The sequence below is a fragment of the Streptomyces virginiae genome, from assembly GCF_040638905.1.
GTDB lineage: Bacteria > Actinomycetota > Actinomycetes > Streptomycetales > Streptomycetaceae > Streptomyces > Streptomyces virginiae_B.
The window spans coordinates 21556-44434 of record NZ_JBEZYV010000042.1 but is presented as its reverse complement, the minus strand read 5'-3'; the positions used below and the strand labels follow the sequence as shown (position 1 = coordinate 44434).

General features: G+C 73.7%; 21 protein-coding genes and 1 pseudogene. 15 read left to right on the top strand and 7 right to left on the bottom strand.

Going from position 1 to position 22879, the window contains the following annotated elements:
* Nucleotides 1-468: 468 nt before the first annotated feature.
* Nucleotides 469-1824 carry an NADP-specific glutamate dehydrogenase gene (gdhA, locus tag AB0F82_RS34025; protein WP_362634657.1) on the bottom strand — a complete coding sequence of 452 codons (1356 nt, stop codon included), beginning with the start codon at nt 1822-1824 and terminating at the stop codon, nt 469-471.
* A 160-nt stretch (nt 1825-1984) separates the two neighbouring features.
* The gene (locus tag AB0F82_RS34020) at nt 1985-2629 is read right to left on the bottom strand and encodes a dihydrofolate reductase family protein (protein WP_362634655.1); all 645 of its coding nucleotides are present in this window, start codon (nt 2627-2629) and stop codon (nt 1985-1987) included.
* A 565-nt stretch (nt 2630-3194) separates the two neighbouring features.
* Here AB0F82_RS34020 and AB0F82_RS34010 point away from each other — a divergent pair.
* The gene (locus AB0F82_RS34010) at nt 3195-4220 is read left to right on the top strand and encodes an FUSC family protein (RefSeq protein WP_362634652.1); all 1026 of its coding nucleotides are present in this window, start codon (nt 3195-3197) and stop codon (nt 4218-4220) included.
* Here AB0F82_RS34010 and AB0F82_RS34005 read toward each other — a convergent pair.
* Nucleotides 4192-5441: pseudogene (locus tag AB0F82_RS34005) on the bottom strand (MFS transporter). The gene AB0F82_RS34010 and the pseudogene AB0F82_RS34005 sit on opposite strands and share 29 nt — an antisense overlap.
* Nucleotides 5442-5618: 177 nt before the next feature.
* Nucleotides 5619-5783, bottom strand: coding sequence for a hypothetical protein (locus tag AB0F82_RS34000; RefSeq protein ID WP_362634679.1), 165 nt, complete (start codon nt 5781-5783; stop codon nt 5619-5621).
* Between the two features lie 96 nt (nt 5784-5879).
* Here AB0F82_RS34000 and AB0F82_RS33995 point away from each other — a divergent pair, with 96 nt between their 5' ends.
* The 11 genes from AB0F82_RS33995 (at nt 5880) to AB0F82_RS33945 (ending at nt 16042) form a co-directional block, all read left to right on the top strand.
* Nucleotides 5880-7037: an agmatine deiminase family protein gene (locus tag AB0F82_RS33995; RefSeq protein WP_362634650.1), complete on the top strand. Its 1158-nt coding sequence runs from the start codon at nt 5880-5882 to the stop codon at nt 7035-7037.
* A 73-nt stretch (nt 7038-7110) separates the two neighbouring features.
* Complete coding sequence (locus AB0F82_RS33990; protein WP_356813434.1) at nt 7111-7542, top strand: VOC family protein; 432 nt, start codon at nt 7111-7113, stop codon at nt 7540-7542.
* A gap of 754 nt (nt 7543-8296) precedes the next feature.
* Entirely contained in the window at nt 8297-9166 is an 870-nt protein-coding gene (locus AB0F82_RS33985; RefSeq protein WP_362634647.1) for a CAP domain-containing protein, read from the top strand.
* Nucleotides 9167-9331: 165 nt separating this feature from the next.
* A complete protein-coding gene (locus AB0F82_RS33980) occupies nt 9332-9889 on the top strand; it encodes a hypothetical protein (RefSeq protein ID WP_362634645.1) in 558 nt (185 codons plus the stop codon).
* Between the two features lie 306 nt (nt 9890-10195).
* Nucleotides 10196-10975: a thioredoxin family protein gene (locus AB0F82_RS33975; protein WP_362634643.1), complete on the top strand. Its 780-nt coding sequence runs from the start codon at nt 10196-10198 to the stop codon at nt 10973-10975.
* The gene (locus AB0F82_RS33970; RefSeq protein WP_362634640.1) at nt 10972-11586 is read left to right on the top strand and encodes a TlpA family protein disulfide reductase; all 615 of its coding nucleotides are present in this window, start codon (nt 10972-10974) and stop codon (nt 11584-11586) included. The genes AB0F82_RS33975 and AB0F82_RS33970 overlap by 4 nt, the downstream gene beginning before the upstream one ends.
* Nucleotides 11583-12365, top strand: a complete 783-nt coding sequence (locus tag AB0F82_RS33965) for a cytochrome c biogenesis CcdA family protein (RefSeq protein ID WP_362634638.1) — start codon at nt 11583-11585, stop codon at nt 12363-12365. The genes AB0F82_RS33970 and AB0F82_RS33965 overlap by 4 nt, the downstream gene beginning before the upstream one ends.
* 99 nt (nt 12366-12464) lie before the next feature.
* Nucleotides 12465-13043 carry a hypothetical protein gene (locus tag AB0F82_RS33960; RefSeq protein ID WP_362634635.1) on the top strand — a complete coding sequence of 193 codons (579 nt, stop codon included), beginning with the start codon at nt 12465-12467 and terminating at the stop codon, nt 13041-13043.
* Nucleotides 13044-13278: 235 nt separating this feature from the next.
* Complete coding sequence (locus AB0F82_RS33955) at nt 13279-13854, top strand: HPP family protein (protein ID WP_362634632.1); 576 nt, start codon at nt 13279-13281, stop codon at nt 13852-13854.
* Nucleotides 13855-13904: 50 nt separating this feature from the next.
* Nucleotides 13905-14630, top strand: coding sequence for a response regulator transcription factor (locus tag AB0F82_RS33950; protein ID WP_362634630.1), 726 nt, complete (start codon nt 13905-13907; stop codon nt 14628-14630).
* Complete coding sequence (locus AB0F82_RS33945) at nt 14627-16042, top strand: HAMP domain-containing sensor histidine kinase (RefSeq protein ID WP_362634628.1); 1416 nt, start codon at nt 14627-14629, stop codon at nt 16040-16042. Before AB0F82_RS33950 ends, AB0F82_RS33945 begins: the two co-directional genes overlap by 4 nt.
* Here AB0F82_RS33945 and AB0F82_RS33940 read toward each other — a convergent pair.
* Nucleotides 16039-16533 (bottom strand): MarR family winged helix-turn-helix transcriptional regulator, encoded by a 495-nt coding sequence (locus AB0F82_RS33940; protein WP_362634627.1) that lies wholly within the window; start codon nt 16531-16533, stop codon nt 16039-16041. The genes AB0F82_RS33945 and AB0F82_RS33940 overlap by 4 nt on opposite strands.
* Nucleotides 16534-16619: 86 nt before the next feature.
* Between AB0F82_RS33940 and AB0F82_RS33935 the strand changes: the two genes are divergently transcribed.
* Nucleotides 16620-17498, top strand: coding sequence for an SDR family NAD(P)-dependent oxidoreductase (locus tag AB0F82_RS33935; RefSeq protein ID WP_362634624.1), 879 nt, complete (start codon nt 16620-16622; stop codon nt 17496-17498).
* 524 nt (nt 17499-18022) lie between these two features.
* Complete coding sequence (locus AB0F82_RS33930; RefSeq protein WP_362634621.1) at nt 18023-18790, top strand: NPP1 family protein; 768 nt, start codon at nt 18023-18025, stop codon at nt 18788-18790.
* A 39-nt stretch (nt 18791-18829) separates the two neighbouring features.
* Here the strand turns inward: AB0F82_RS33930 and AB0F82_RS33925 are convergent, their stop codons facing one another.
* Both AB0F82_RS33925 and AB0F82_RS33920 read right to left on the bottom strand, forming a co-directional pair.
* A complete protein-coding gene (locus AB0F82_RS33925) occupies nt 18830-20896 on the bottom strand; it encodes a SpoIIE family protein phosphatase (protein ID WP_362634674.1) in 2067 nt (688 codons plus the stop codon).
* A gap of 166 nt (nt 20897-21062) precedes the next feature.
* Nucleotides 21063-21641, bottom strand: coding sequence for a type 1 glutamine amidotransferase domain-containing protein (locus tag AB0F82_RS33920; RefSeq protein ID WP_362634671.1), 579 nt, complete (start codon nt 21639-21641; stop codon nt 21063-21065).
* 190 nt (nt 21642-21831) lie between these two features.
* On the opposite strand from AB0F82_RS33920, the gene galT reads away from it, so the two are divergent.
* Nucleotides 21832-22860 (top strand): galactose-1-phosphate uridylyltransferase, encoded by a 1029-nt coding sequence (galT, locus tag AB0F82_RS33915; RefSeq protein ID WP_362634619.1) that lies wholly within the window; start codon nt 21832-21834, stop codon nt 22858-22860.
* Nucleotides 22861-22879: the final 19 nt, after the last annotated feature.

Genomic DNA, 22879 nt, shown 5'->3' with positions numbered 1-22879 from the left:
TGACGTGTGGGGCGTCAAACGTTCTGTAGAACCCTGTTCCGATTGACAGGAGCAAATCAAGGGCGAACCGGGGGTAAGGACTTATTCAACAAGGTTTCTCAATAGCCCCTCCACACCTTCTCCATCTCGCACACGCGTTCTCACGAACTCCCGCGTGTAATAGGCACGTTCTTTGCAGGCGCACGCGGGGTTGGGTATCTCGGCGGTGACCGGGAGCCGCTCCTCCTCGCAGGAGTGAGCAGCGACTCCCGAGGTCCCCGCGCAGTACGGCCGCCGTCTCCACGGATTTCGAGGAGAGACCGCGCCCGCTCGTCGCGGGCATCGGGGCCCGCTACGGCATCTCCTGACCCGTCGTCACCGCCGGGACGGGGGCCGTACCCACGCACGCACCCCGGCAACGGCGAAGCGGCCCGGGAGGCGAGTCCCGGGCCGCTCCACCGACGTCACGAGCGCGGCGTGGTCACCGGATCAGATGACGCCCTGGGCCAGCATCGCGTCCGCGACCCGCTCGAAGCCGGCGATGTTCGCGCCGGTGACGTAGTCGCCCGGAGCGCCGTACCGCTCGGCGGTCGCGTGGGCGACGGCGTGGATCGACCGCATGATGGCGGCGAGTTCGTCCTCCACCCGCTGCGCGCTCCAGGCCGCCCGGCCGGCGTTCTGGCTCATCTCCAGGGCGCTGACCGCGACCCCGCCCGCGTTGGCGGCCTTGCCCGGCCCGAAGGCGACCCCGGCCTCCTGCAGGATCCGTACGGCATCGGGGGTGGTCGGCATGTTCGCGCCCTCGGACACCGCCTTGACCCCGCCCGCGACGAGCGTACGGGCGTCCCGCGCCTCCAGTTCGTTCTGCGTGGCGGAGGGGAAGGCGATGTCTGCCGGCACGTCCCACACCCGGCCGGCGGGCACGAACCGCGCCGAGGATCCGCGGCGCGCCGCGTACTCGCTCACGCGCCCGCGCTCGACCTCCTTGACCTGCTTGAGCAGTGCGAGGTCGATGCCCTTGTCGTCGACGACGTAGCCCTGGGAGTCCGAGCAGGTCAGCGGGTTCGCGCCGAGCTGCTGGAGCTTCTCGATCGTGTACAGCGCGACGTTGCCGGAGCCGGAGACCACTGCGGTCAGCCCGTCCAGCGACTCGCCCCGGACCTTCAGCATCTCGGCGGCGAAGAGCACGCTGCCGTAGCCGGTCGCCTGCGGCCTGATCGCGGAACCGCCCCAGCCCTGTCCCTTGCCGGTCAGGACGCCGGCCTCCCAGCGGTTGGTGATGCGCCGGTACTGGCCGAAGAGGTAGCCGATCTCGCGGCCGCCGACACCGATGTCCCCGGCGGGAACGTCGGTGTGCTCGCCGATGTGCCGGTGCAGTTCGGTCATGAAGGACTGGCAGAAGCGCATGACCTCGGCGTCCGACCTGCCGCGGGGGTCGAAGTCGCTGCCGCCCTTGCCGCCGCCGATGCCGAGGCCGGTCAGGGCGTTCTTGAAGATCTGCTCGAAGCCGAGGAACTTCACCACGCCGATGTCCACGGACGGGTGGAAGCGCAGGCCGCCCTTGTAGGGGCCGAGCGCGCTGTTGAACTCGACGCGGTAGCCGCGGTTGACGTGGACCCGGCCCCGGTCGTCCTGCCACGGGACACGGAAGACGATCTGCCGCTCGGGCTCGGTGAGCCGCTCGACCAGGGCCAGGGCAGGGTCGGCGTACTCGGGCCGGGCGCTGAAGACGGGGGCCAGCGTTTCGAGGACCTCCCGTACCGCCTGGTGGAACTCGGGCTGCGCGGGGTTGCGGCGCTCGATCTCCGCCCGCAGTGCTTCCAGCCTGTCCTTCGAGTCCTTCACGTGTGTCCTTCCAGGTCGGTTCCGAGTGCGGCGCGCCGCGAACGCGCGGTTTCGGAAGAGTTCTTCCAGAGGGCGGCCCTTTCGCGGAGGCTACCGCGCACGGCACTGGTCCGGGGAAGGCTTCTGCCCCGCGGACAAAAACCCGCGGGGCGCAAGCGCCTCAACCGTCGCTTCCGGTACCCCGATCGGGTGCACTCATGTCCCCGGTCGCGGGAACGCCGTCGGCGAGTCCGTAGCGCAGGTACACGGTGCCCTTGGGGCCGGCTGCCGGAGGTTCGAGGAGCGTGAGGTTCGTGGGCACCGCGCCTCCGTCGAAGACCTTCTTCCCGACGCCGAGCACGATCGGGTGCACCCAGAGGTCGAGCCGGTCGAAGAGCTTCTCGCGCAGCAGGGTCTGCACGAGGTCCAGGCTGCCGACGACCTTGATGTGCTCGTGCCGGTCACGGATCTCGCGCACCGCGCCGGCGAGGTCCGGGCCGAGCTGTGTGGATCCGGCCCAGGAGAGGTCCGGCGTGCCGCGCGAGGCCACGTACTTCGGGACCCGGTTGAAGAGCGTGGCGATGTCGTCGTCCTGGCCGCCTTCCTGATGGGGCCAGTAGGCGGCGAAGATGTCGTAGGTGCGCCGGCCGAGCAGGAGGGCGTCGGTGCCCTCGTAGGCGGCGCCGACCTGCGCCCCGGCGGTCTCGTCCAGGAGGGGCGCCTGCCAGCCGCCGAACGGGAATCCGTCCGGGTCCTCGTCGGGGCCGCCGGGCGCCTGGCCGACGAGGTCGAGGGTCGCGAACAGCTCGATGTGGATGAGTCCCATGACGTGCTCCAGGTGAGTCGGTCTTCTCCGTCAATGGATAGACCGGCGCGAGCCCGCCGACTCATCGGCGCGGCGGAAGTCCGGCGCGCGGAAGTCCGGCGCGCGACCCGCCGAGCGCGGGCGGCGACGGGCCATGAGTCCGATGCCGTGTTCGAACCGCTCGTCGAAGGAGGCGTCGCCGAGGTGCCCGCCGACGCGGCTCAGGGCGGGGTACCGGCCCGGCGCCCTGACCCTGGACGAGCTGCGGGCCAAGGTCGTGGCGATCTCGGGCGGCGACCACGGCCTGCGCGACCCGCGCCGGCTCTCCCGCTTCGGCGACCCCACCCGGCAGGCGGACGCTACCGCAGCGGCCGGATGCGGCTCGCTCACCGTCTGCTCCTGCCGCAGCCTCCACGGCTCGAACCAGTACAGCCCCGCGCCCCTCAGTACGCCACCACGGCCACCACGGCCGCCGCGGCGGGCAGCAGCTTCCGCCGCCGCGCGCCCTCACGTCCCACGTCGCACCCTCGGTCGTTCGACACGCGGTTCGGCCGGCTACAGGACGGCGAACCCTACGATGTCCGTCATGCCCGGTACGGTCGTCTTCCGTCCGCACTTCCCCTCCGCCGGCGCGCGGCTGCGGTCCGGCGCCCGCCTGGTGATCTGCGCCGCGGTGCCCTGGTACCTGTGCCTGTGGTGGGGCACGAGCACGGCGCCCGTGCCCGCGGCCCTGCCGGCCGTCCTGATCCTCCGTGAGGACGTGTACACGGCGCCGCGCCTGGCGTGGGAGCGCCTGATGGGCGTTTTCGTGGGTGTGCTGCTCAGCACGCTCCTGCTGGACCGGCTGCCGCCCTCGTCACTGTCCTTCCTGGCCGTGCTGGTGTGCGGGTGCGCCGGCATGTACCTGCTGGGCCGGCCAGGCTCCCCCAACCAGCAGGTCCTCGTCACCGCGCTGATGATCTACGCCACCGCGCTTCCCGGGTATCCGCTGGCGCGCCTGGCGGAGACCCTGGTCGGGATCGCCGTGGTCGTGCTGCTCGGACCGCTGCTGTGGCCTCCGGACCCCTACAGGTCCGCCGCGGAGGGCCTCGACGCGTACCGGGCGGGAGTCGGGCGCCTCCTCGACGGGGTGGCCGGCCGACTCGCCCGCGGCGGGCCGCCCGCGGCCCCGGATCCGCTGCCCGAGGGGGCGCGGCTGTGGCTGCGGCCGCAGGCCTGCCGGGCCGCCTTCGACCGGGCCGCACGGCGCCGGCGGACCCGCAGACCGCCCGACGGGCTCGACGGGCGCCTGGTGCTGGCCGCCCGCAGCGCCGTGACCCTCCAGTGCTTCACGCAGGAGCTGCAGGAACGCGCCCGCGGCCTGAGCGCCGACCCCTCCGCGGCCACCGCCCCCGATCCCGCCCTGCGCGCCATCGCCCCGCTGGTCCGGTCGACCGCGCTGGCCCTGGACGCCGCCCTGCGCGGGGACGGGTTCGCCGCCGAGCTCGACCGGGCCCGGGGTCTCGACCTCACCCACCGCGCGGCTCACCCCACCCGGCACGACGCGGTCCTACGGGCCGGCCTGCACCTGACGCACGAGGCCCTCAGCGACCATCTCGCGGCCGGCCGTTGAGGACCGTACGGTCCGCCGGGGCCGAACGCGGCAGCAGGAGCGGGGTGGCCATGCCGAGGAGGCCGGCGATCGCGATCGCGGCGCGGGGGCCGGTGGCGACGGCCAGCACGCCCCACAGGGCGGTGAGCGCGGCGATGACGGCCTTGCCGGACACCGACCAGGCGAGCAGGGTGCGGGCGGCCCGGTCCGCGGGGGTCCGGGCCAGCCGGCAGGTGGCCAGCACCGGGTTGAAGACACCCATGCAGGTGATGAGCCCCAGCTCGACGGCCATGACGAGGACGAGCCCGGGCGTGCCGGGGCCGACGAAGGCCAGCCACGGCAGCCAGCACGCCCGCAGCGTTCCCGCGGTGAGCATGACCCGGTGCTGCCCGAACCGGGCGCCGAGCCGCGGTGCCAGCCGCGAGCCGATCAGGCCGCCCACGCAGGGCACGGCGAAGGCGAGTCCGTACTGCCAGGGCGCGAACCCGAGGGGGCCGAGCATCAGGACGGCGAGCAACGGCGAGGTCGCCATGATCAGGCCGCCGACCAGGACCGAGTTGAGGAACAGCGGGCGGAGCACGGCATCGGTCAGGATGTGCCGCCACCCTTCGAAGAGGTCGCCGGCGCGCAGCCGCTGCCGCGCTCCGGTGGGCGCCGGGCGCGGCTTCGTTCCCCCGATCGCGCGGATCCCCGCCGCCGAGAGCAGGTGGCTCACCGCGTTGGCCATGACGGTCGCCACCGGCCCGACGCGGCGATCGCGGCCCCGCCGAGCGGTGGTCCGAGCATGGTGGCGGTCCACGTGGTGGATTCGAAGCGGCCGTTCGCGACGAGCAGGTCCTGCTGCGGGACGAGTTCCTTCAGGCACGCCCCGCCGGCCGCGGTGAAGGCGATGCCGGCCGCGCCGGCCACGACCGATACGACCAGCAGCTGGGCGAAGGTGAGCCCGCCGAGCACGTACGCCGCCGGCACGCTCGTCAGCGCCGCGAACCGGAGCAGGTCCATGGTGATCATCACCCGCCGCTTGGGGCGGGACTCCACCCACGGTCCGAGCGGCAGCGCCAGCACCGCGCCGACCGCCGGCCCCATGGCCGCCAGCAGCGACACCTGGGTCGTCCCGGCGTGCAGGACGAGGATCGCTATCAGGGGGAACGCGTCGAAGGCGAGCCAGGTACCGAGCGTGCTGACGGCGTACGACGTCCACAGCCACCCGAAGCGCCGTCCCAGCGACCGCCCGCCCGCCATGATCCACCCGCCCCCGCTCCCGCTCCGGCTCCGGCTCCCCCAACGGATATGGCCTCGCGCCGTCAGGGGGATCGAAGCGAGCAGCGTACCGGCGGGCCGAGCCGGCGAGGCCACCGGTCCCGCCGGGTCGCGGCGCGCCGATGGCGTCCCGGCGGGTGGCGGGGTGGCGGGGTGGGATTACAGGAGCGGCTGCTGGTGGGTGACGCAGTGGATACCGCCACCGCCGGTACCGAGGCGGTCGCCGTCAAGGGCCGTCTGGCCGAAGCCCGCCGGGAACTGGTCCCCCGGCTTCCGCGCGTCCGACTCCACCCGCACCGTCAGCCCGGAATCACCCAGCCGCACCCGCTCACCGCTCGGGAGCGGTTTGCTCGCCTGTGCGACACTCGCGCCGGCCCTGGCCGGATGTGTCCCTTCCGCCAGCCCACGATCGGAGTTCCCGTGCCCTTCCTTCCCCCCGCCCGCCGGACCGTCCTTCGCGCCCTGGCCGGAATCGGCGCGATCGTCGCGGGCGCCCCGGCCTGCGGCCCGTCCGCGGCCGGAGTACATCCTGAGGCCACGAAAGGGTCCGCCCCCGCAGCCGACGGGCGTCGCCTCGGTGCCGAGTGGGAGAGCCACACCCGCACCTTCATGGCCTGGCCCGCACTGGCCGCCGGAGTGTGGGAGCGGGACCTGCGCCACGTGCGCGAGGACATCGCGCGGATCGCCCGGGCCGTCGGCAAGTACGAGGCCGTCGTCATGATGGCCCGCCCCGACGAGGTGGCCGCGGCCCAGCGGGCCTGCGGCAACGACGTCGAGGTCATCCCGCTCTCGGTGGACGACCTGTGGGCCCGTGACACCGTCCCCGTCTTCGTCGAGGAGGGCGGCAAGGTCGTCGGGGTCGACTTCAACTTCAACGGCTGGGGCAAGAAGCAGGAGCACGGGAACGACGGGGTGGTCGCCCGGGCCCTACTCCACAAGTACGGGATCCCCCGGGTCCAGGCCCCGCTGGTCGCCGAGGGCGGCTCCTTCGAGACGGACGGCGAGGGCACCCTGCTGGTCACCGAGAGCTCGCTCGTCAACGACAACCGCAACCGGGGCAAGGACCGGGACGTGATCGAGGCGGAGCTCAAGCGGACCCTGGGCGTCCAGAAGGTCGTCTGGCTGGCCGGCGTCCGCGGTGAGGACATCACCGACGCCCATGTGGACAGCCTCGTACGGTTCGCCGCCCCCGGCGTCGTCCTGCTGGACCGCGCGCACCCCAGCACGCCGGCCGATTCGTGGTCGCACTCCGCCGACCAGGCGAAGTCCGTCCTGTCACAGGCGACGGACGCCCGCGGCCGGCGCTTCGAGGTGATCGAGCTGCCGCAGCCCGACCTGAACAGGATCACGGGCGAGGGGGACGACTTCGTATCGACCTACGCCAACTTCTACATCGCCAACGATGCCGTCTTCATGCCCGAGTTCGGTGACCGCGCGGCCGACGACCGGGCCCGCGGCATCCTTCAGGAGCACTTCCCCGAGCGGGACATCGTGCCGGTCGCGCTCGACACGATCGCCTCGGGCGGCGGCGGCATCCACTGCTCGACGCGCGACCAGCCGGGCAAGCCCGCGGCCTGACCGGGCCGAGCACGTCGCGTCCCGCCGCCGCCGGATCCGGGCCCGACCGGCCGTCCCGCGCTACGGTGGCGGGATGGAACAGCGGATCAGCCTGGTCACCCTGGGGGTCTCGGACCTCGCCCGCGCGAAGCGCTTCTACGCGGCGCTCGGCTGGCGCGGCACCGAGGTCGAGGAGACGGTCTTCCACCAGGCCGGCGGTCTGGCCCTGGTCCTCTGGGACCGCGGGAAGCTGGCCGCGGACTGCGGTCTTCCGGACGCCCCGCCGGTCGGCTTCGGCGGGATCGCCCTGGCCCACAACGTGCGCGCCGACGCCGAGGTGGACGCCGTCCTCGCCGCGGCCGCGTCGGCCGGCGGCACCGTCACCCGCCCGGCCGCCGTCAACGCGATCGGCTTCTACTCGGGCGTCTTCACCGACCCCGACGGCCACGCCTGGGAGATCGCCAACAACCCCGGCTTCACCCTGACCGAGGACGGCTCACTGGTCCTGCCCGCCTTCGACGGCTAGATCGCGGTTCAGAACTGGGCTCCCGTGTCCGCCGGCACTGGTACGCCGACAGCGGCCGCGATCGCCGTCGTGCTGATGGTGTTCAACGTGGTGAACACCGACCGCGAGTTCGCCGACGGCGCCGTCATCGTCCTCGTCGCTGCCTTGCGTCGCAGCGGCCGTCGCAAGCGGCCAACGGGTTCGGTGGATGTGGGAGTTGACGGGGCAACTCCCGTCGTTCCACAGGGCCTGACGGTGGTGTGCTCCGGCAGCAGTACAGCGACGAAGGCGTTACCGCCATCCACGGGACGGGCCCGCGGCTGGTCGCGTGGTACCTGGCGCTCGGGCGCACCCGCCCCCAGGTCGTCTTCGACGGCGTCGCCTCATCGGCAGGACGGTCTCCGCCGTCGAACCGACCTGCAACGGCGTGCGGCGAGCAGGGAAATGGGCCTGCGCGTCGGAGGCTCGGGTGACCTGGACCGGTCGGGCTCACCGTGTACGTGCGGGCCACCAGAGTCCGGCGGCCTCGCGAGCAGCGACGCCAGGTTCTGCTCGATCCCGACTGGGAAGACCACGGCTGACACCACCGGACGGCGGTCGTATCCGGCTTTGCACCAGAGGGAGTTGGGGCGATTGCCCGACTCGTCCCTGTGTTGACCCTGCGGGTTTCCTTAAGGGAACTTGAAGAAGCCCTCCGGGGGGCGATTCGGGCTGGTCACGGGCCTAGGCTCAGGCGGACTCCCCTCCTCCCCTTCTCTTGCGAGGTGTTACCGGCATGAGCCGCAGCCGAACTCCCGAAACGCAGACCCGCGTCGAGGCCCGGCGGAAGAAGGCGGTGCGCACGCGCATCGTGCTGTCTGTCACCGCGGCCGCCGCGGTGGTGGCGGTGGGGGTCGCGGTGGCCGACTCCGGCGATGACGCGCGGACCGAACGGCGGGCCGACGGCGCCGCAGGCGCATCCTCCGGGACGGGCACGGGGACGGCGACCCCGGCGCCCGGCGCCGGCACGCCCACCACCGACGCCACTGTCTCGACGAACGCCAGCGCGTCCGCGTCGCCCGACGCCGGCGCCTCGGCGTCGGCGACGCCCACGGACCCCGCGACGGCGCAGAGCAGCGGCCCGGCGAAATCGGACTCCTCCCCCGCCGCCAAGCCCACGAAGAAGCCCGCCACCACCTCCGGCGGCGGTTCCGGCGGCTCGGGCGGTTCGGGCGGTTCGGGCGGGGGCGGCAGCACCAGCGGGGGCGGCGGCACCGTCAACGCGGACGCCGAGTCCGCCGTGCTCGCCCTGGTCAACAAGGAGCGGGCGGCCGCCGGGTGCGGCGCGCTGGCCACCAACGCCAAGCTGAGCGCCGCCGCGCGCGGGTACAGCGACACCATGGCCCGCGCCGGCGTCATGTCGCACACCGGGCCGGACGGGTCCACCATGACCAGCCGCGTGGAGGCCGCCGGCTACAAGTGGTCCAACCTGGGCGAGAACATAGCCCGTGGGCAGGCCGACGCGGACGCCGTCATGAAGGCGTGGATGAACAGCCCCGGCCACCGGGCCAACATCCTCAACTGCGCCTTCAAGGAGATCGGCATAGGCGTCCACAAGGGCGACGGCGGCCCGTGGTGGACGCAGAACTTCGGCGCCTCGAGGTAACCGCCCCCCTGGGGGCGAACACCCCCTGCCCCCCTGAACCACCCCCCACAGCCACGTCCTCCCACCCGTACGCGGGCGGGAGGACGTCGGCGTTCGCCCGCCGGACCGGGCCGTCTCGGGGGGAGCCCGTGACAGACCGGCCGGAGCGTCGGACACTATGGGGCCGTGCCCCGAACTCCGCGCTACCTGCTCATATGGCTGTCGTGCACGGCCGCCAGCGTGACCGCCGTGCTCGCCACGGTCCAGTTCGTGGTCGGCTCGACCCGGCATACGCCCCCGGTCGCACGGTCCGCCCCGACGGTCATCGACACGCCTCCCGCCTGGCAGGCGGGGAGCCCGCCGGCTGACACGCCCTCCCCGACGGCGTCCGCCAGCCCCTCGCCGACGGCATCGCAGCGGCCCTCCCCCACGACGGCGGCCCCCACACCCGTCAAGGCCACGTCGGGCGCCCCCCGGACCGCCGCGCCGCGGAACGTCGACTGCGAGGAGGGCGGAGCGGGCCTGTACACCGTCCCCTCGCAGGGCGGCAAGGTGACGGTGCGGTACGGGAGCCGCGGCGTGTGCCTGATCTCGGCGATCCCCAGCCGCGGCTTCAAGACCTCCACGTCGCAGACCTCGGACAGCACGCTCACGGTCACGTTCACGAGCGCCGACCACCGGTCGGTCATCACGGCGACGATCGACCCGGGAGCGAAGGCCAGCGTCCGCGAATCGTCCTTCTGAGGGCTTCGCGCGCCAACCCCTCCCGGCGACCTCGCCGTTACGGCCGATACGACCGATCTGCCTTGTTCCGGCCAAGCTCCGGCGAAGCGGAAGGTGAGCTCTTCCTTAGGGCAAGCTCAAGATCACGCCGACACGGTTCCCCGGGCCCCGAGCGGTCCTATGCTCGCCTCAGCCGAGCGGCCTTCGGCCCCGGGGCGCACGACGCCCCGATCCCCGTCGGGCCGCCGGTTTCACCGAGCCGGGGGGCGCTTCGCCCCTCCCGCAGTCCGAACCGTGCCCTGGGGTGTCTTCGCCATGAGTTCTCGCATGCTCCGACCCGTCCACGCCGAACGCGCCGACCGCGCCGACCGTCGTACGACGTCGCCCCGATCGGCCGCCGCCCTGGGACGGCGGCTGCCGCTGGTCGCCGCGGCCGTCGTCGCGGCGGGCCTGACCGCGGCCTGCGGACCGTCCTCCGAGCCCGCAGGCTCCGCCGCCGCGGCCACGGCCGGCCAGTCCTCCCAAACCTTCCCCTCGGAGTCGGCGACGGCCTCCGCCGAGGCGTCCCCCACCGCGTCGGCCTCGCCGTCCGCGTCCGCCTCCCCCTCGGCCTCCTCCTCGCCGACCCCGTCGCGGGCACCGTCCGGTTCCGCCTCGTCCGCCGGGGGCTCCGCCAAGCCGGCCCGTACGTCCGCCGCTCCCGCGCCGGCCAAGGTCCCCGGCCCCGGCTACGACAGCTCGGCCGACGCGCAGAAGCTGATCGACGCGGCGCTGCGCTCGGCCAAGGCCGACGGGCGGATGGTGCTGCTGGACTTCGGCGCGAACTGGTGCGGCAACTGCAGGGCCGCCGACAAGGTCTTCGCCCAGTCGCAGACCGCCGGGATCCTCGGCGCCTCGTACCACCTGGTCAAGGTGGACATCGGCGGCAACAGCCCCGCCAACTCCGCGCTCCTGCGCAAGTACAGCCCTTCCGGCGGCACCTACACGATGCCCGTCCTGGTCGTCGTCTCGCCGTCCGGCACGGTGCGCACCGATACCCACGTCACGGGCAACCCGTCGCTGACCTCGGAGGGCATCAACTCCTTCCTGCGCAAGTGGGCGTCATGAGACGACCGGTACGGGCGTCCCTCGTCGTCCCGGCCGGTACCGGCCTCGCGGTGGCGGCCGTGCTGGCCGTCGCCGGGCTCTGCACGGGCGACGGCTCCGGCGCCGGGTCCGCGGCCGGAGGGCCCCGCGCCGTCCGCGCCGCGGCCGGCGCGACGGTCATGGACCCCGGCTCCCGGCTGGACGCGCCCGCCCTGTCCGGAGCCGACCTGGACGGGGAGCGGGTCGCACTCGGCGACTTCCGCGGCCAGGTCGTCGTACTGAACGCCTGGGGCTCCTGGTGCGGTCCCTGCCGTACGGAGGCGGACGACCTGGAACGGCTCAGCCGGCAGACGCGGGCCGACGGGGTCCGGTTCCTCGGCATCAACACCCGGGACCGGGACCGGGCGGCCGCCCGGTCCTTCGTACGCGCCCACGACATGACGTTCCCCAGCCTCCACGACCCCGACGGCGAACTCCTGCTCCGGTTCCCGCCCTCCCTGGTCAACCCGCACGCGATCCCCTCGACCCTGGTTATCGACCGTCGCGGGCGCGTCGCCGCCGCCATCGGAGGAGCCGTCACCGACGAACAGCTGCGGCCCCTGCTCGCGCGCGTCCTGCAGGAGGAATCGTGACGGCCGCCGGGCGATGGGCGCTCGCCGTCGCGGACGCGCCCTCCCTCGTCAACGGAACGCTCGCGATCGCGGCTCCCGTGGCGTTCGCCGCCGGACTCGTCTCCTTCCTCTCGCCGTGCGTGCTGCCGCTCGTACCGGGCTACCTCAGCTACGTGACCAGCCTGTCGGTGGCCGACCTGGCGGACGCGCGCGGCGGGCGACGCAGCCGGATGGCGGCCGGCGCGCTGCTGTTCGTCCTGGGCTTCACCGCGGTCCTCGTCTCCGGCGGCGCCCTGTTCGGATACTTCGGCAGGAGCCTGCTGGCGCACCAGGAGACGGTCACCCAGGTGCTCGGTGTCCTCACGGTGCTCATGGGGTTGTCCTTCATGGGGTTCCTGCCGGGCTTCACTCAGCGGGAGTTCCGCAGCCACCGGCGTCCCGCGCTGGGGCTCGCGGGGGCCCCGGCCCTCGGCGCGGTGTTCGCGGTCGGCTGGACCCCGTGCATCGGGCCGACGCTGGCCGCCGTGCAGGCGCTCGCCTGGACCGAGGCGAGCGCGGTCCGCGGGGCGCTGCTGATGGCCGCTTACTGCCTCGGGCTGGGGCTGCCGTTCGTTCTGGCCGCGCTGGCCTTCCGCCGGGCGCTGGGTGCCTTCGGCCTGGTCAAGCGCCACTACCCGTGGGTCCTGCGGACCGGGGGCGGCATGCTCGTCCTGGTCGGCGTCCTGCTGGCCACCGGAGTGTGGAACGACATGGTCTACACGCTGCAGCTGTGGAGCGCGAGCTTCAGCACGGCCCTCTAGACGGCCCGCCAGACGAGCCCGCCGAACGGCCCTCCGGATCCTGTCGACCCGCTTCGAACCGATCCCGCAACACAGACGCACAGAGGCACAGAGGCACACATGAACACTTCCCTGTATGTACGGCAGTCCCGAAAGGCACGCGTCGCGGCCGCCTTCCTCTGCCTGGCCGCGCTCTCGGCATGCGGCGGGCAGCCCGCCGCGGACACCGCCGGCTCCGAGCGGGGCCCCGCACCCGCGACGCGCTTCTCCGAGAACGGGGTCACCGTCACGCTGTCGGTGGCCGACTGGAAGGCCTCGGAGGGCACCCTCACGGCGGTCTTCACGCCAGAGGCCAAGGGCTTCCACCTCTACAGCACCGAGCTGCCGGCCACCGGCATAGAGGGCGTCGGCCGGCCGACGGCGGTGGGGGTCACCGGTGTCCTGAAGGCGGAGGGCAGCCTGAAGGCGGCCGCGGAGGTGCGGTCGATCAGCGTGCCCGGCGTCGACGCCCCGGTCCCCGTCTACCCGGACGGCCCGGTCACCACGACGCTGCCCGTCCGCGCCGACGGGAACGGGGACGCGACGGTACTGGTCGGCTACGCGAGCTGCAGCACGCGGGACGGCTGCACCATTCCGGTGTCCGACCGCCCCGTGCGGCTGCGCGTCACCGGTGACGGCCCGGTGTTCGAGGCTCCGTGACGGGCGTGCGGACCGGCACGGTGCGGCGAGGAGCGGACCCGGTCGCTGCCCGGTTCGGGCGGCTTCGTATGATCCAGGGGGTTCGCGTCCGCCCCCACCCCGGGCCGCCGCACCCCGGACCCGCCGGCCGCCCACCCGCCGATCGCGCGGGCCTGCCGGGCGATTCCGCCCTCCCCGCCGCTCACCGCCGGACGGACGCATGCCCGCCGGCCCTGCCCCGAAGACGTCATCCCCCTTGAGCACCGACCAGATCGCCCCCGAGCGCGAGCGGGCGCAGCCGGCGCGGCCGCGCACACCCGCGGCCGCGCGCATCCGGATACCGTCGCGCCTCGTGGGACGCGCCCCGGCTCCGGCGCCCGGTACCGTCCTGCACGGCGTCAGCGGTGCCACCGCCGTCATGCTGGGCCTGGTCGCCATCGGCGCCGCCCTCCACGAACCCGTCCTCATCCCCCCGCTGGCCGCGTCCGCGGCGATCGTGCACAGCGTGCCCGGCCTGCCGCTGGCCCAGCCCCGCAGTGTGATCGCCGGCCACCTGCTGTCCGCCGCCGTCGGTTACGCGGGGCTCGCCGCCTTCGGCAGCTCGCCCTGGGTGGCGGCCGTCGCGGCCGGGTTCGCGCTCGCGGTGATGACCCTGGCCAGGACCCCCCACTCCCCCGCCTGCGCCACCGCCGTCGTCATCGTCCTGCGGACGCCGGATCCGCGTACCTTCGTACCGCTCCTGGCCGGGGCGGCCCTGCTGATCGTCCTCGCGGGCTGCGCCCTCTCGCGCGCCCGCCGCACCGGCATCCGCTACCCGCAGTACTGGTGGTGAGCCGCTCCCCCATCGGCTCCGACCGGCAGGACACCCCCTAAGGTGTCCGCATGCCGAGCGTCCTGGTCGTGGAAGACGACCCCAGCATCCGCCAGTCCCTGATCGAGGTCCTGACGGAACACGGGTATGCCGTACGCAGCGCCGCAGACGGCTTCGGCGCCCTGCGCGAGGTCACCCAGATGCCGGTCGACGCCGTGGTCCTCGACCTGGGACTGCCCGATCTGGACGGAGGGGACGCGCTGCGCATGATCCGGGGCATATCCTCCGTGCCCGTCCTGGTGGCCACCGCCCGCGACGACGAGTCCGAGATCATCAAGATCCTCAACGCGGGCGCGGACGACTACCTGGTCAAGCCCTTCTCCGGCGGGCAGCTCGTCGCACGCCTCTCCGCCGTCCTGCGGCGCACCAGCCACGTCCCGCCCGCCGGAGCCGCCGCCGGCGGTGCACCGGTGACGGCGGCGGCCGAACCGCTGCGGGCCACCGTGGTGGGCGAGCTGGCGGTGGACCCGGGTGCGCGCACCGCGTACCTGGCCGGGCGGGAGCTGCGCCTCACCCGCCGGGAGTTCGACCTCCTGGCCTTCCTCGCCCGCCACTCGGGGCAGGTCGTCTCCAAACGCCGGCTGCTGACGGAGGTCTGGCGGGAGCCGTACGTGGACGACCAGACCGTCGACGTGCACCTGTCGTCGCTGCGGCGCAAGCTCGGTGAACGCGCGGCTGCACCGCGCTATCTGCTGACCGTGCGGGGCGTCGGCATCAAACTGGTGGCCCCGCGTTGAGGCGCTCCCTGGCCGGTGTGGCCCTCGCCGTGACCTCCATGGTCGCCCTCTCCTTCCTCATACCGCTGGCCCTGCTGGTGATGTCGCTGGTCAAGGAGCAGGGCGTCAACGCCGCCGAGCAGCGGGCCGCCGCCCTGGCACCCGTCCTCACCCTGACCACGGACCCGTACGCGCTGCGGGAGTCGGCTGCGAGCCTGGACGCGGCCGAGTACCTCGTCGTCCACCTGCCCGGTTCCGGGGCCCTCGGCACGTCCAAGGCCCCGGCGGCGCTGCTCGAACGGGCCCAGCAGGGTCGCGAGTCCATCTCCCAGGAGATCCCGAACGGCTGGATCTGCCTCCAGCCGGTGGTGCTCCCCGGTGACCAGGTCGCCGTCATCGAGAACTTCGTCCCCGAGGCGGAACTCACCCGCGGAGTGAAGGAATCGTGGGCGGTGATGCTCTTCCTCGCGGTGGGGCTGGTCGGCGGTTCCGTCCTGGTCGCCGACCGCCTCGGGGCGAAGGTCGTCCGGTCCTCGAAGCGGCTGGCGCAGGCCTCGCAGGCGCTGGGCCAGGGCGATCTGGACACGCGGGTGGACCCCATGGGCCCCCCGGAGCTGCGCGACGCGGGCATCGCCTTCAACGCGATGGCCCACCGGATGACCGAGCTGCTCGCCGTCGAACGGGAACTCGTCGCCGATCTGTCGCACCGGCTGCGGACCCCACTGACCGCCCTTCACCTGGCGTCGGAGCGGATGGCCGGCACGCCGGAGTCGGCCAGGGTGGAGGCCGCCGTCGGCGAGCTGGAGACGGAGCTCCAGGCGATCATCGCCGCGGCGCGCACCCCGCTGGCCGTGGGCCCCATGGGCCAGGGCCTGCTCGGTACGGAACCGGCCGCGGGCCCGGCATCGGCCGGTAGGGGGGCATCCGGCCCGCGCTGCGAGGCGGCCGACGTCGTACGCCGCCGCACGGCCTTCTGGTCGGTGCTGGCGGAACAGCAGAACCGGCGCTGCACCCTCGACCTGACCCAGGAACCGACGGCGGTCAGCCTCTCCGACGACGACATCGCCGCTGTCGTGGACGCGCTGATCGGCAACATCTTCCGGCACACCGCGCCGGGGACCCCGTTCGGAGTCCAGGTGGTGCGCACGGCCCAGGCCGTGGAGCTGGTCGTGGAGGACGGCGGCCCCGGCATACCCGAACCGGACCGGGCCCTGTCCCGCGGGAGCAGCACCGGGTCCACCGGGCTCGGCCTCGACATCGCGCAGCGGGCGGCGACGGCCACGGGCGGCTCGATGCGCATCGCCCGCGGCCCGCTGGGGGGCGCGCACATCACGGTGACGTTCGCACTGGCACCGTCGGCGCCGTCCGGCCGCAGGCTCCGCAGACCGCGCACGTCGTCCCGCCGCCGCCCGGCCTGGCCGCGCAGCCGCTAAGGGCGTGTCCGCCCTGGAGCACTTCCGCCCTGGGCGGTGTCCTTGGCGGCCTTGAGTTTGCGCCAGACCGTGCCGAGGGCCTCCAGGTCGTCCGCGTCGAGGAGGTCGGTGAAGACCGGGGCCAGGGCCTCGCGACGGGTGGCGTCGGCCTCGGTGAAGAGGGTGCGGCCGGCCGGGGTGAGCGAGACCTCCACGGAGCGCGCGTCGCGCGCCGACGGGGTGCGGGTCACCAGGCCCCGGCTCTGCAGGGCGTCCACGACCCGGGAGACCTGGCTGCGGCTGAGCAGGGTGCTGTTCCCCAGGACGGAGGCGGGCACCGGCTCGTGGCTGGACGCCAGCCACAGCATGACCTCGAACCACGACACGGGCAGGTCGTGGGCCCTGACGAGGGCCTTGTCGACGCGGTCCGTCATCGTCGTGCCGGCCCAGACCAGCCCGTAGAAGGCGTAGTCGGCCGCCGGCATCTCGGCCTCTGTGAGCTTCTTCGGCATGTCGCACAGTCTAGAGGTTGCGTGCGCACGCACATAACTTTAAAGTGTGTGTGCACGCACATAAATCCGAGCTTCCAGAGGCCCCCATGTCCACGCCCCCCACCGCAACCACCACCGACGGCCCCCTCCGTACCGTCCTGATCACCGGGACCTCCTCCGGGATCGGCCTGGCCGCCGCCGTCGCCGCGGCCCGCGCCGGCTGGCGCACGGTGGCCACCCTGCGCGACACCGGCCGGGCCGACGCCCTGCGCGCGGCCGCTGCCGAGGCGGGCGTCGAGATCGACATCCGCCGGCTCGACGTCGTCGACGAGGAGTCCGTCACCGCCGCCGTGGAGGGCGTGATCGCCGACTACGGCCGCCTGGACGCCGTGGTGAACAACGCCGGTGCCGGACACCTCGGCACCCTGGAGTTGGAGACCGTGGCCGATGTCCGCGAGGTCATGGAGGTCAACTTCTTCGGCGTGCTCAACGTCTCCAAGGCCGCGCTCCCCCACCTGAGGGCCACCGGAGGCCGCCTGATCACCGTCACGAGCGTCGGCGGCGTCATCGGCCAGCCCTTCAACGAGGCCTACTGCGCGGCGAAGTTCGCGGTCGAAGGGTACATGGAGAGCCTGGCGCCGGTGGCGGGCACGCTCGGCGTGAACGTGTCCGTCGTCGAGCCGGGCGCGGTGGCGACCGAGTTCGTCAACAACATCGGGCTCGACTTCGAGGCCCGGATCGCCGCGGCCGGACCGTACGCCGACGCGCTGCGCGCCTACATCGACCGCACGGTCGGCCAGTTCACGCAGGATGCGGCCCAGACCCCGGCCGGCGCCGCCGAGGCCGTCATGGAGGCGCTGACCGCCGACCGCCCCGCCTTCCGCATCCAGACCTCGCAGTGGGCCCGCGACTTCACCGGGGCCAAGCTGGCCGACCTGGACGGCTCTGCCGTCCTCGGCATGACGGGGACCTGGGTCGCGGCCTGACGCACCGGGAGCAGGACGTGTGCCGAGCCCGCGGCGGGGTCATCATGGGAGGAGGCCGGCCGGGTCGCCGTCCGGCCGCCGGACCGCCGCGCGGCGGCGCGTCCCCCGTCGGGAGGTGACCCGCGCCCATGGACGAATCGCGCAAGGCCTGGATCTCGATCGGCGTCGTCATCGCCGTCATCCTTCTGAACCTCGCGGCCATCATCCTCATGAACACGGTCGGTCTGTGACCGTGTGACGGCGCCCGGCCGCGGTTCCGGTCCGCCCCCGGCTTTCGGGGGCGGACCTTTCGTGCGCACGGGGTCCGCCTCCCGGCCCGCCCGCGGGCGCCCGTGCCGCCATTTCTGACATCTCCTCAACTCTCCTGTTTCTGAAGGGGAGTTCATGACGCCTCCGTGTGCAGCAGACGCTGCGCGGACCCTTGCCGTGCCGACCCGGTTCGCCAATGATGCTCCGGGCGTGTCGGTCGGCGGTGGCCGTCTCCGGCCCGCCACCCCCGAACCCGACCGGCCAGGAGGCCTGTTGTGCGGACCAACCGTCGCATCCCGAGATCCCTCGTCGTCGTGGGCGCCGCCCTCGCGCTCGTCGTCGGCGTTCCGCAGGTGGCCTTCGCGGCTCCGCCCCCGGCGCTGCCCGGCCAGGCCGAGGCGATCGAGCGGACCTTCCAGCCCGCATACGACTACGACACCGACGGCTGCTACCCGACACCCGCCATAGGCCCGAGCGGGGTGCTGAACGGCGGGCTCAAGCCCACCGGCGCCCTCGACGGCAACTGCCGGGACGCCTCGGACCTCGCCAACACCAACGGATACTCGCGCTGGACCTGCAACAACGGCTGGTGCGCCGTGGTCTACGCGCTGTACTTCGAGAAGGACCAGGCGATCCCCGGCATCAGCCTCGGCGGTCACCGCCACGACTGGGAGCACGTGGTGGTCTGGATCCAGGGCAACGAGGCGAAGTACGTCGCCACCTCCGCGCACGGCGACTTCGAGGTCCACGCACGCGACCGGATCCGCTGGGACGGCACCCACCCCAAGATCGTCTACCACAAGGACGGCCTCGGCACGCACTGCTTCCGCGCGGCCAACACCAACGACGACCCTCCGGAGAACCACCGCGGCACCTGGCAGTACCCCACGCTCGTGGGCTGGTCGGGGTACCCGGCGACGCTCCGGGACAAGCTCAGCCAGGCCGACTTCGGCAGCGCCCACTTCGGTCTCAAGGACGGCTCCTTCGCCTCCCACCTGGCGGAGGCCAAGCCGGCGGGCATCCCCTTCGACCCGTACCTGTAGCCGGCGCGGGCCCGGCCCCTGTCCTCGCTCCTCCCGCGGTCACAGCCGCAGGAGGAGCAGCGCGATGTCGTCCGTGTGCTCGGAGGCCGCGCCGGTGCCGTGAAGGAGCGCCTCGATGAGGTCGTCCAGATCCGCCCCGTCGTTCTCGGCGAGGATCACGGCGAGGTCGTCGGTGCCGCGCTCGGCGTCGATGCCGGCCGCGGTGGGCTTCTCGACCAGCCCGTCGGTGTAGAGGGTCAGGAGGGTCCCCGGCGCCAGCTCCAGGCGGGTGACGGGGCACGGGGTGTCGGCGCCGATGCCGAGGAGCGGGCAGGGGTCGAGGTCCACGCGGCGCGGCCGGGTTCCCGGGGCGTGTACCAGCGGCGGCGGATGCCCGGCGCTCGCCAGGGTCGCGCACCGGCTCGCGAGGTCGATGTGGACGTAGAGGCAGGACACGAGCAGTTCGGTGTCCAGGCCCGCCAGGAGGCGGGCGGTGCGGGCCAGGACCGCGCCGGGCGGGGCGCCCGCGGCGGCGCGGATGGCGGTGCGGACCTGGCCCATGAGGGCGGCGGCGGCGACGTTGTGCCCCTGGACGTCGCCGATGACGGCCGCCACGGTGGTGGCGTCCAGCGGGATGACGTCGTAGAAGTCGCCTCCGATGTCCATGCCGTGGCCCGCGGGCAGGTAGCGGGCGGCGGCCCGCAGGCCCGGCACGGTGGGGAGGGTATGCGGGAGGAGCGCCTGCTGGAGGCCGTGGGCGAGGTCGTGCGCCGCGTCGTGCAGGCGGGCCCGGTCCAGGGCCTGGGCGATCAGTCCGGCCAGCGAGGTGAGGACGGCGCGCTCGTCCGCGGTGAAGTCGTGCGGCCGCTCGTAGGAGAGGATGCAGCAGCCCACCGGGCGGCCGGAGATGGTCAACGGGAGGAACGCCCAGGCCTGTTTGCCGCTGATCTGCGGTGCGCCGGGGTGTGCGCGGGCCATCGCCGCGGGGTCGCCGAAGAAGGCGGGGACGCCGTCGGCCAGTACCTGCCCCGCGGGCGTCAGCCCGGTGCCCAGGGGCAGGCCGTCGAGCCGCTCGATGGTCGCGGGATCATAGCCGTGGTAACCGGTGATCTTGAGGCGGCCCGCGTCGGCGGCGGACAGGACGAGGGCGTCGGCTCCGAACGCGGGCAGGACCTGGTGGGCTACCAGTTCGACGACGTCGCGGACGGTGACGGTCTCGGTCATGGCGGCCGCGAGGTGCAGGAGCTGGTGGACCCGGCCCGTGTGCGCGACGCTCCCGCCCGCGGCCGGGCCGGACCGGACCGTCTCCAGATGGCGGGCGGGGCGGGTGACGCGGACGCTGATGCCGCTGGAATCCGGATAGAGCTGGAAGCGCAGCGGGATGTCCGGCGGGCGCAGGGTGGTGAACTCGACCGGTTCGCGGCTGAGGACGGCGGACCGGTAGCGGTCCTCGACCAGGGGTGCGTCCAGCCAGGGCAGGGTCTGCCAGGGCCACGTGCCCAGCAACTGGCCGGACGTACGGCCGAGCAGCTCCGCGGCGGTGCCGTCCACGAAGGTGATCCGGCCCTCCAGGTCCAGGGCCAAGGCGCCCTCGGGCAGGCGTTCGGCCCAGTCGGCGGCGGCCTGCGCCGGCCCGCCGCCGTACGTGCGGGGCGGTGCGATCGGGATGACGCGGGGACGGTCGGGCACCTCGGGCGCGCCGTCGGCCTCGTCCAGCATCCTGGCGATCCGGCGGGCGGAGGAGGTGACGTGGTGCTGTTCGCGCGGGCTCGACGTGCGGGCGTGACCGGCGGGCCAGAGCAGGAACAGGGCGCCGTGTGCGCCGCGGCGGCCCTTCAGCGGCGCCGCGGCCAGGCAGAACTCGTAGGGCAGGCTGACCGCCGCCTGCGGGTAGTCGTGGGCCAGGTCCTCCTGCGAGCCGATCCACACCAGCCGGTCCTGGCGCACGGCGTCGCTCACGGGGGTGGAGGCGGTCACGGGGATCCGGTGCCACGGCCGCGCCACCTCGGCCGGCACGCCGCACAGCACCACGAGGGCCAGAAGGCCGTGCTCCGGCCCGTCCCAGAGGTGGAACCCGCCGGCGGTCGCCCCGGTGCGCCGGATCGTCGCGGTCAGTGCCTCGTCCAGCAGCCAGGAGCCGGCCGCCCGGTCCGCCCCGGTGCCGGTGGCGGCGCGCGCGCCCGTAGGCGCACCCGTACCGCCGCCCGCGTCGGCACCCGCCGGGTCTTCACCGCCGCCGCTCACGGCCCACCTCCCGTCACAGCCCACCGCCCGGGCACGCACCGACGGTCCGTCAGGGGCCGGACGAACCCTCTGCGGACGAGCCCTGTGCGGACGGTCCGGCACCGAACTCCTTGACGAAGGCGGTGCAGAAGGCGTCGAGGTCGTCCGGCCTGCGGCTGGTCACCAGCGTGCCGGGCGCCGCCCGGCAGACCCGTACCTCTTCGTCGACCCAGGTGGCACCGGCGTTGCGCAGGTCGGTGGCGAGGCTCGGCCAGGACGTCACGGTCCTGTCCCGCACCACGTCCGCCTCGACGAGCGTCCAGGCGGCGTGGCAGATGGCCGCCACCGGCCTGCCGGTGCGGAAGAAGCCCCTTACGAAGTCGACCGCGTCCTCGTCCATGCGGAGGGCGTCGGGGTTGGCGACGCCGCCCGGCAGCACCAGCGCGTCGTAGTCGTCCGGTCCGGCGGCGCCGACCACGTCGTCGACGGGGAAGGTGTCCGCCTTGTCGAGGTGGTGGAACGCCTGGACCTCGCCGCTCTCGGTCGACACGAGGCGTGGCTGCCAGCCCTGGTCGGCCACGGCCTGCCAGGGCCGCTCCAGCTCGATCTGCTCCACGCCTTCCGGCGCCACGAGAAACGCCACCCTCATCGTCGTCACGTCCCTTCCACGGTGCATCGCGCCCGGCCGTACTCCCGGCCGGCCGCGCACTGCGCCTGCCCCTTCGGGCGGAGGGCAAACGGCCGGACCGCCCCGGACGGCCGTATGATCGAGGACGCGTCGGCCCCGGCCGTCACGCCCTGACGAGACAGGTTCTGACGAGACAGGCGAGGACGTGCACGTGCACAGGACCGTGACCGAACTGGCGGACGGCCGCGAGCTCATCTACTACGACACCGAGCCCGGCCGGGACCGCACGGCCCAGGACCGGCGCCCGCTGGACCGGGTCGAGAACGCCCCCGAACTGCGCCGTGACCCGGCCACCGGCGACTGGGTCACCATCGCCGCCCACCGGCAGTCCCGTACCTACCACCCGCCGGCGGACGCCTGCCCGCTCTGCCCCTCCCGGGACGGGCGGCAGAGCGAGATCCCGGCCGCCGACTACGAGGTGGCTGTCTTCGAGAACCGCTTCCCGTCCCTCGCCGGGGAGGCCGGCCGCTGCGAGGTGGTGTGCTTCACCCCGGAGCACGACGCCGGCTTCGCCGACCTCACCCCGCAGCGGGCCCGGCTGGTCCTGGACGCCTGGACCGACCGCACCGCCGCCCTGTCCGCCCGCCCCGGCGTGCGGCAGGTGTACTGCTTCGAGAACCGCGGCGCGGAGATCGGCGTGACGCTGGCCCACCCGCACGGCCAGATCTACGCCTTCTCCACCACCACCCCGCGCACCGCCAAACACCTCGCCGCCGCAGCCGCGCACCGCGCCCGCACCGGACGCAACCTCTTCGAGGACGTGCTCGCCGAAGCCCGCGCGGCCACCGAGCGCGTGGTCCTCGCCGGGGAGCACTGGACCGCCTTCGTCCCGTACGCCGCGCGGTGGCCGTACGAGGTCCACCTCCACCCGCACCGCAGGGTCCCCGATCTGACCGGGCTCAACGAGGCGGAGCGCGCCGAGTTCCCGGGCCTGTACCTGGACCTGCTGCGCCGTTTCGACCGGCTCTTCGGGTCAGGCGCGCCCACCCCCTACATCGCGGCCTGGCACCAGGCGCCGCTCCTCGGGGGCGGGGAACTCGCCCTGCACCTGGAACTGTTCACGGTCCGGCGGAGCGCCGACAAGCTCAAGTACACGGCCGGGACCGAGGCCGGCATGGACGCCTTCATGAACGACGTGGCGCCCGAGGCGGCGGCGCGGCGGCTGCGGGGGGTCCTGTGACCGGGCCTGCGGCGCAAGC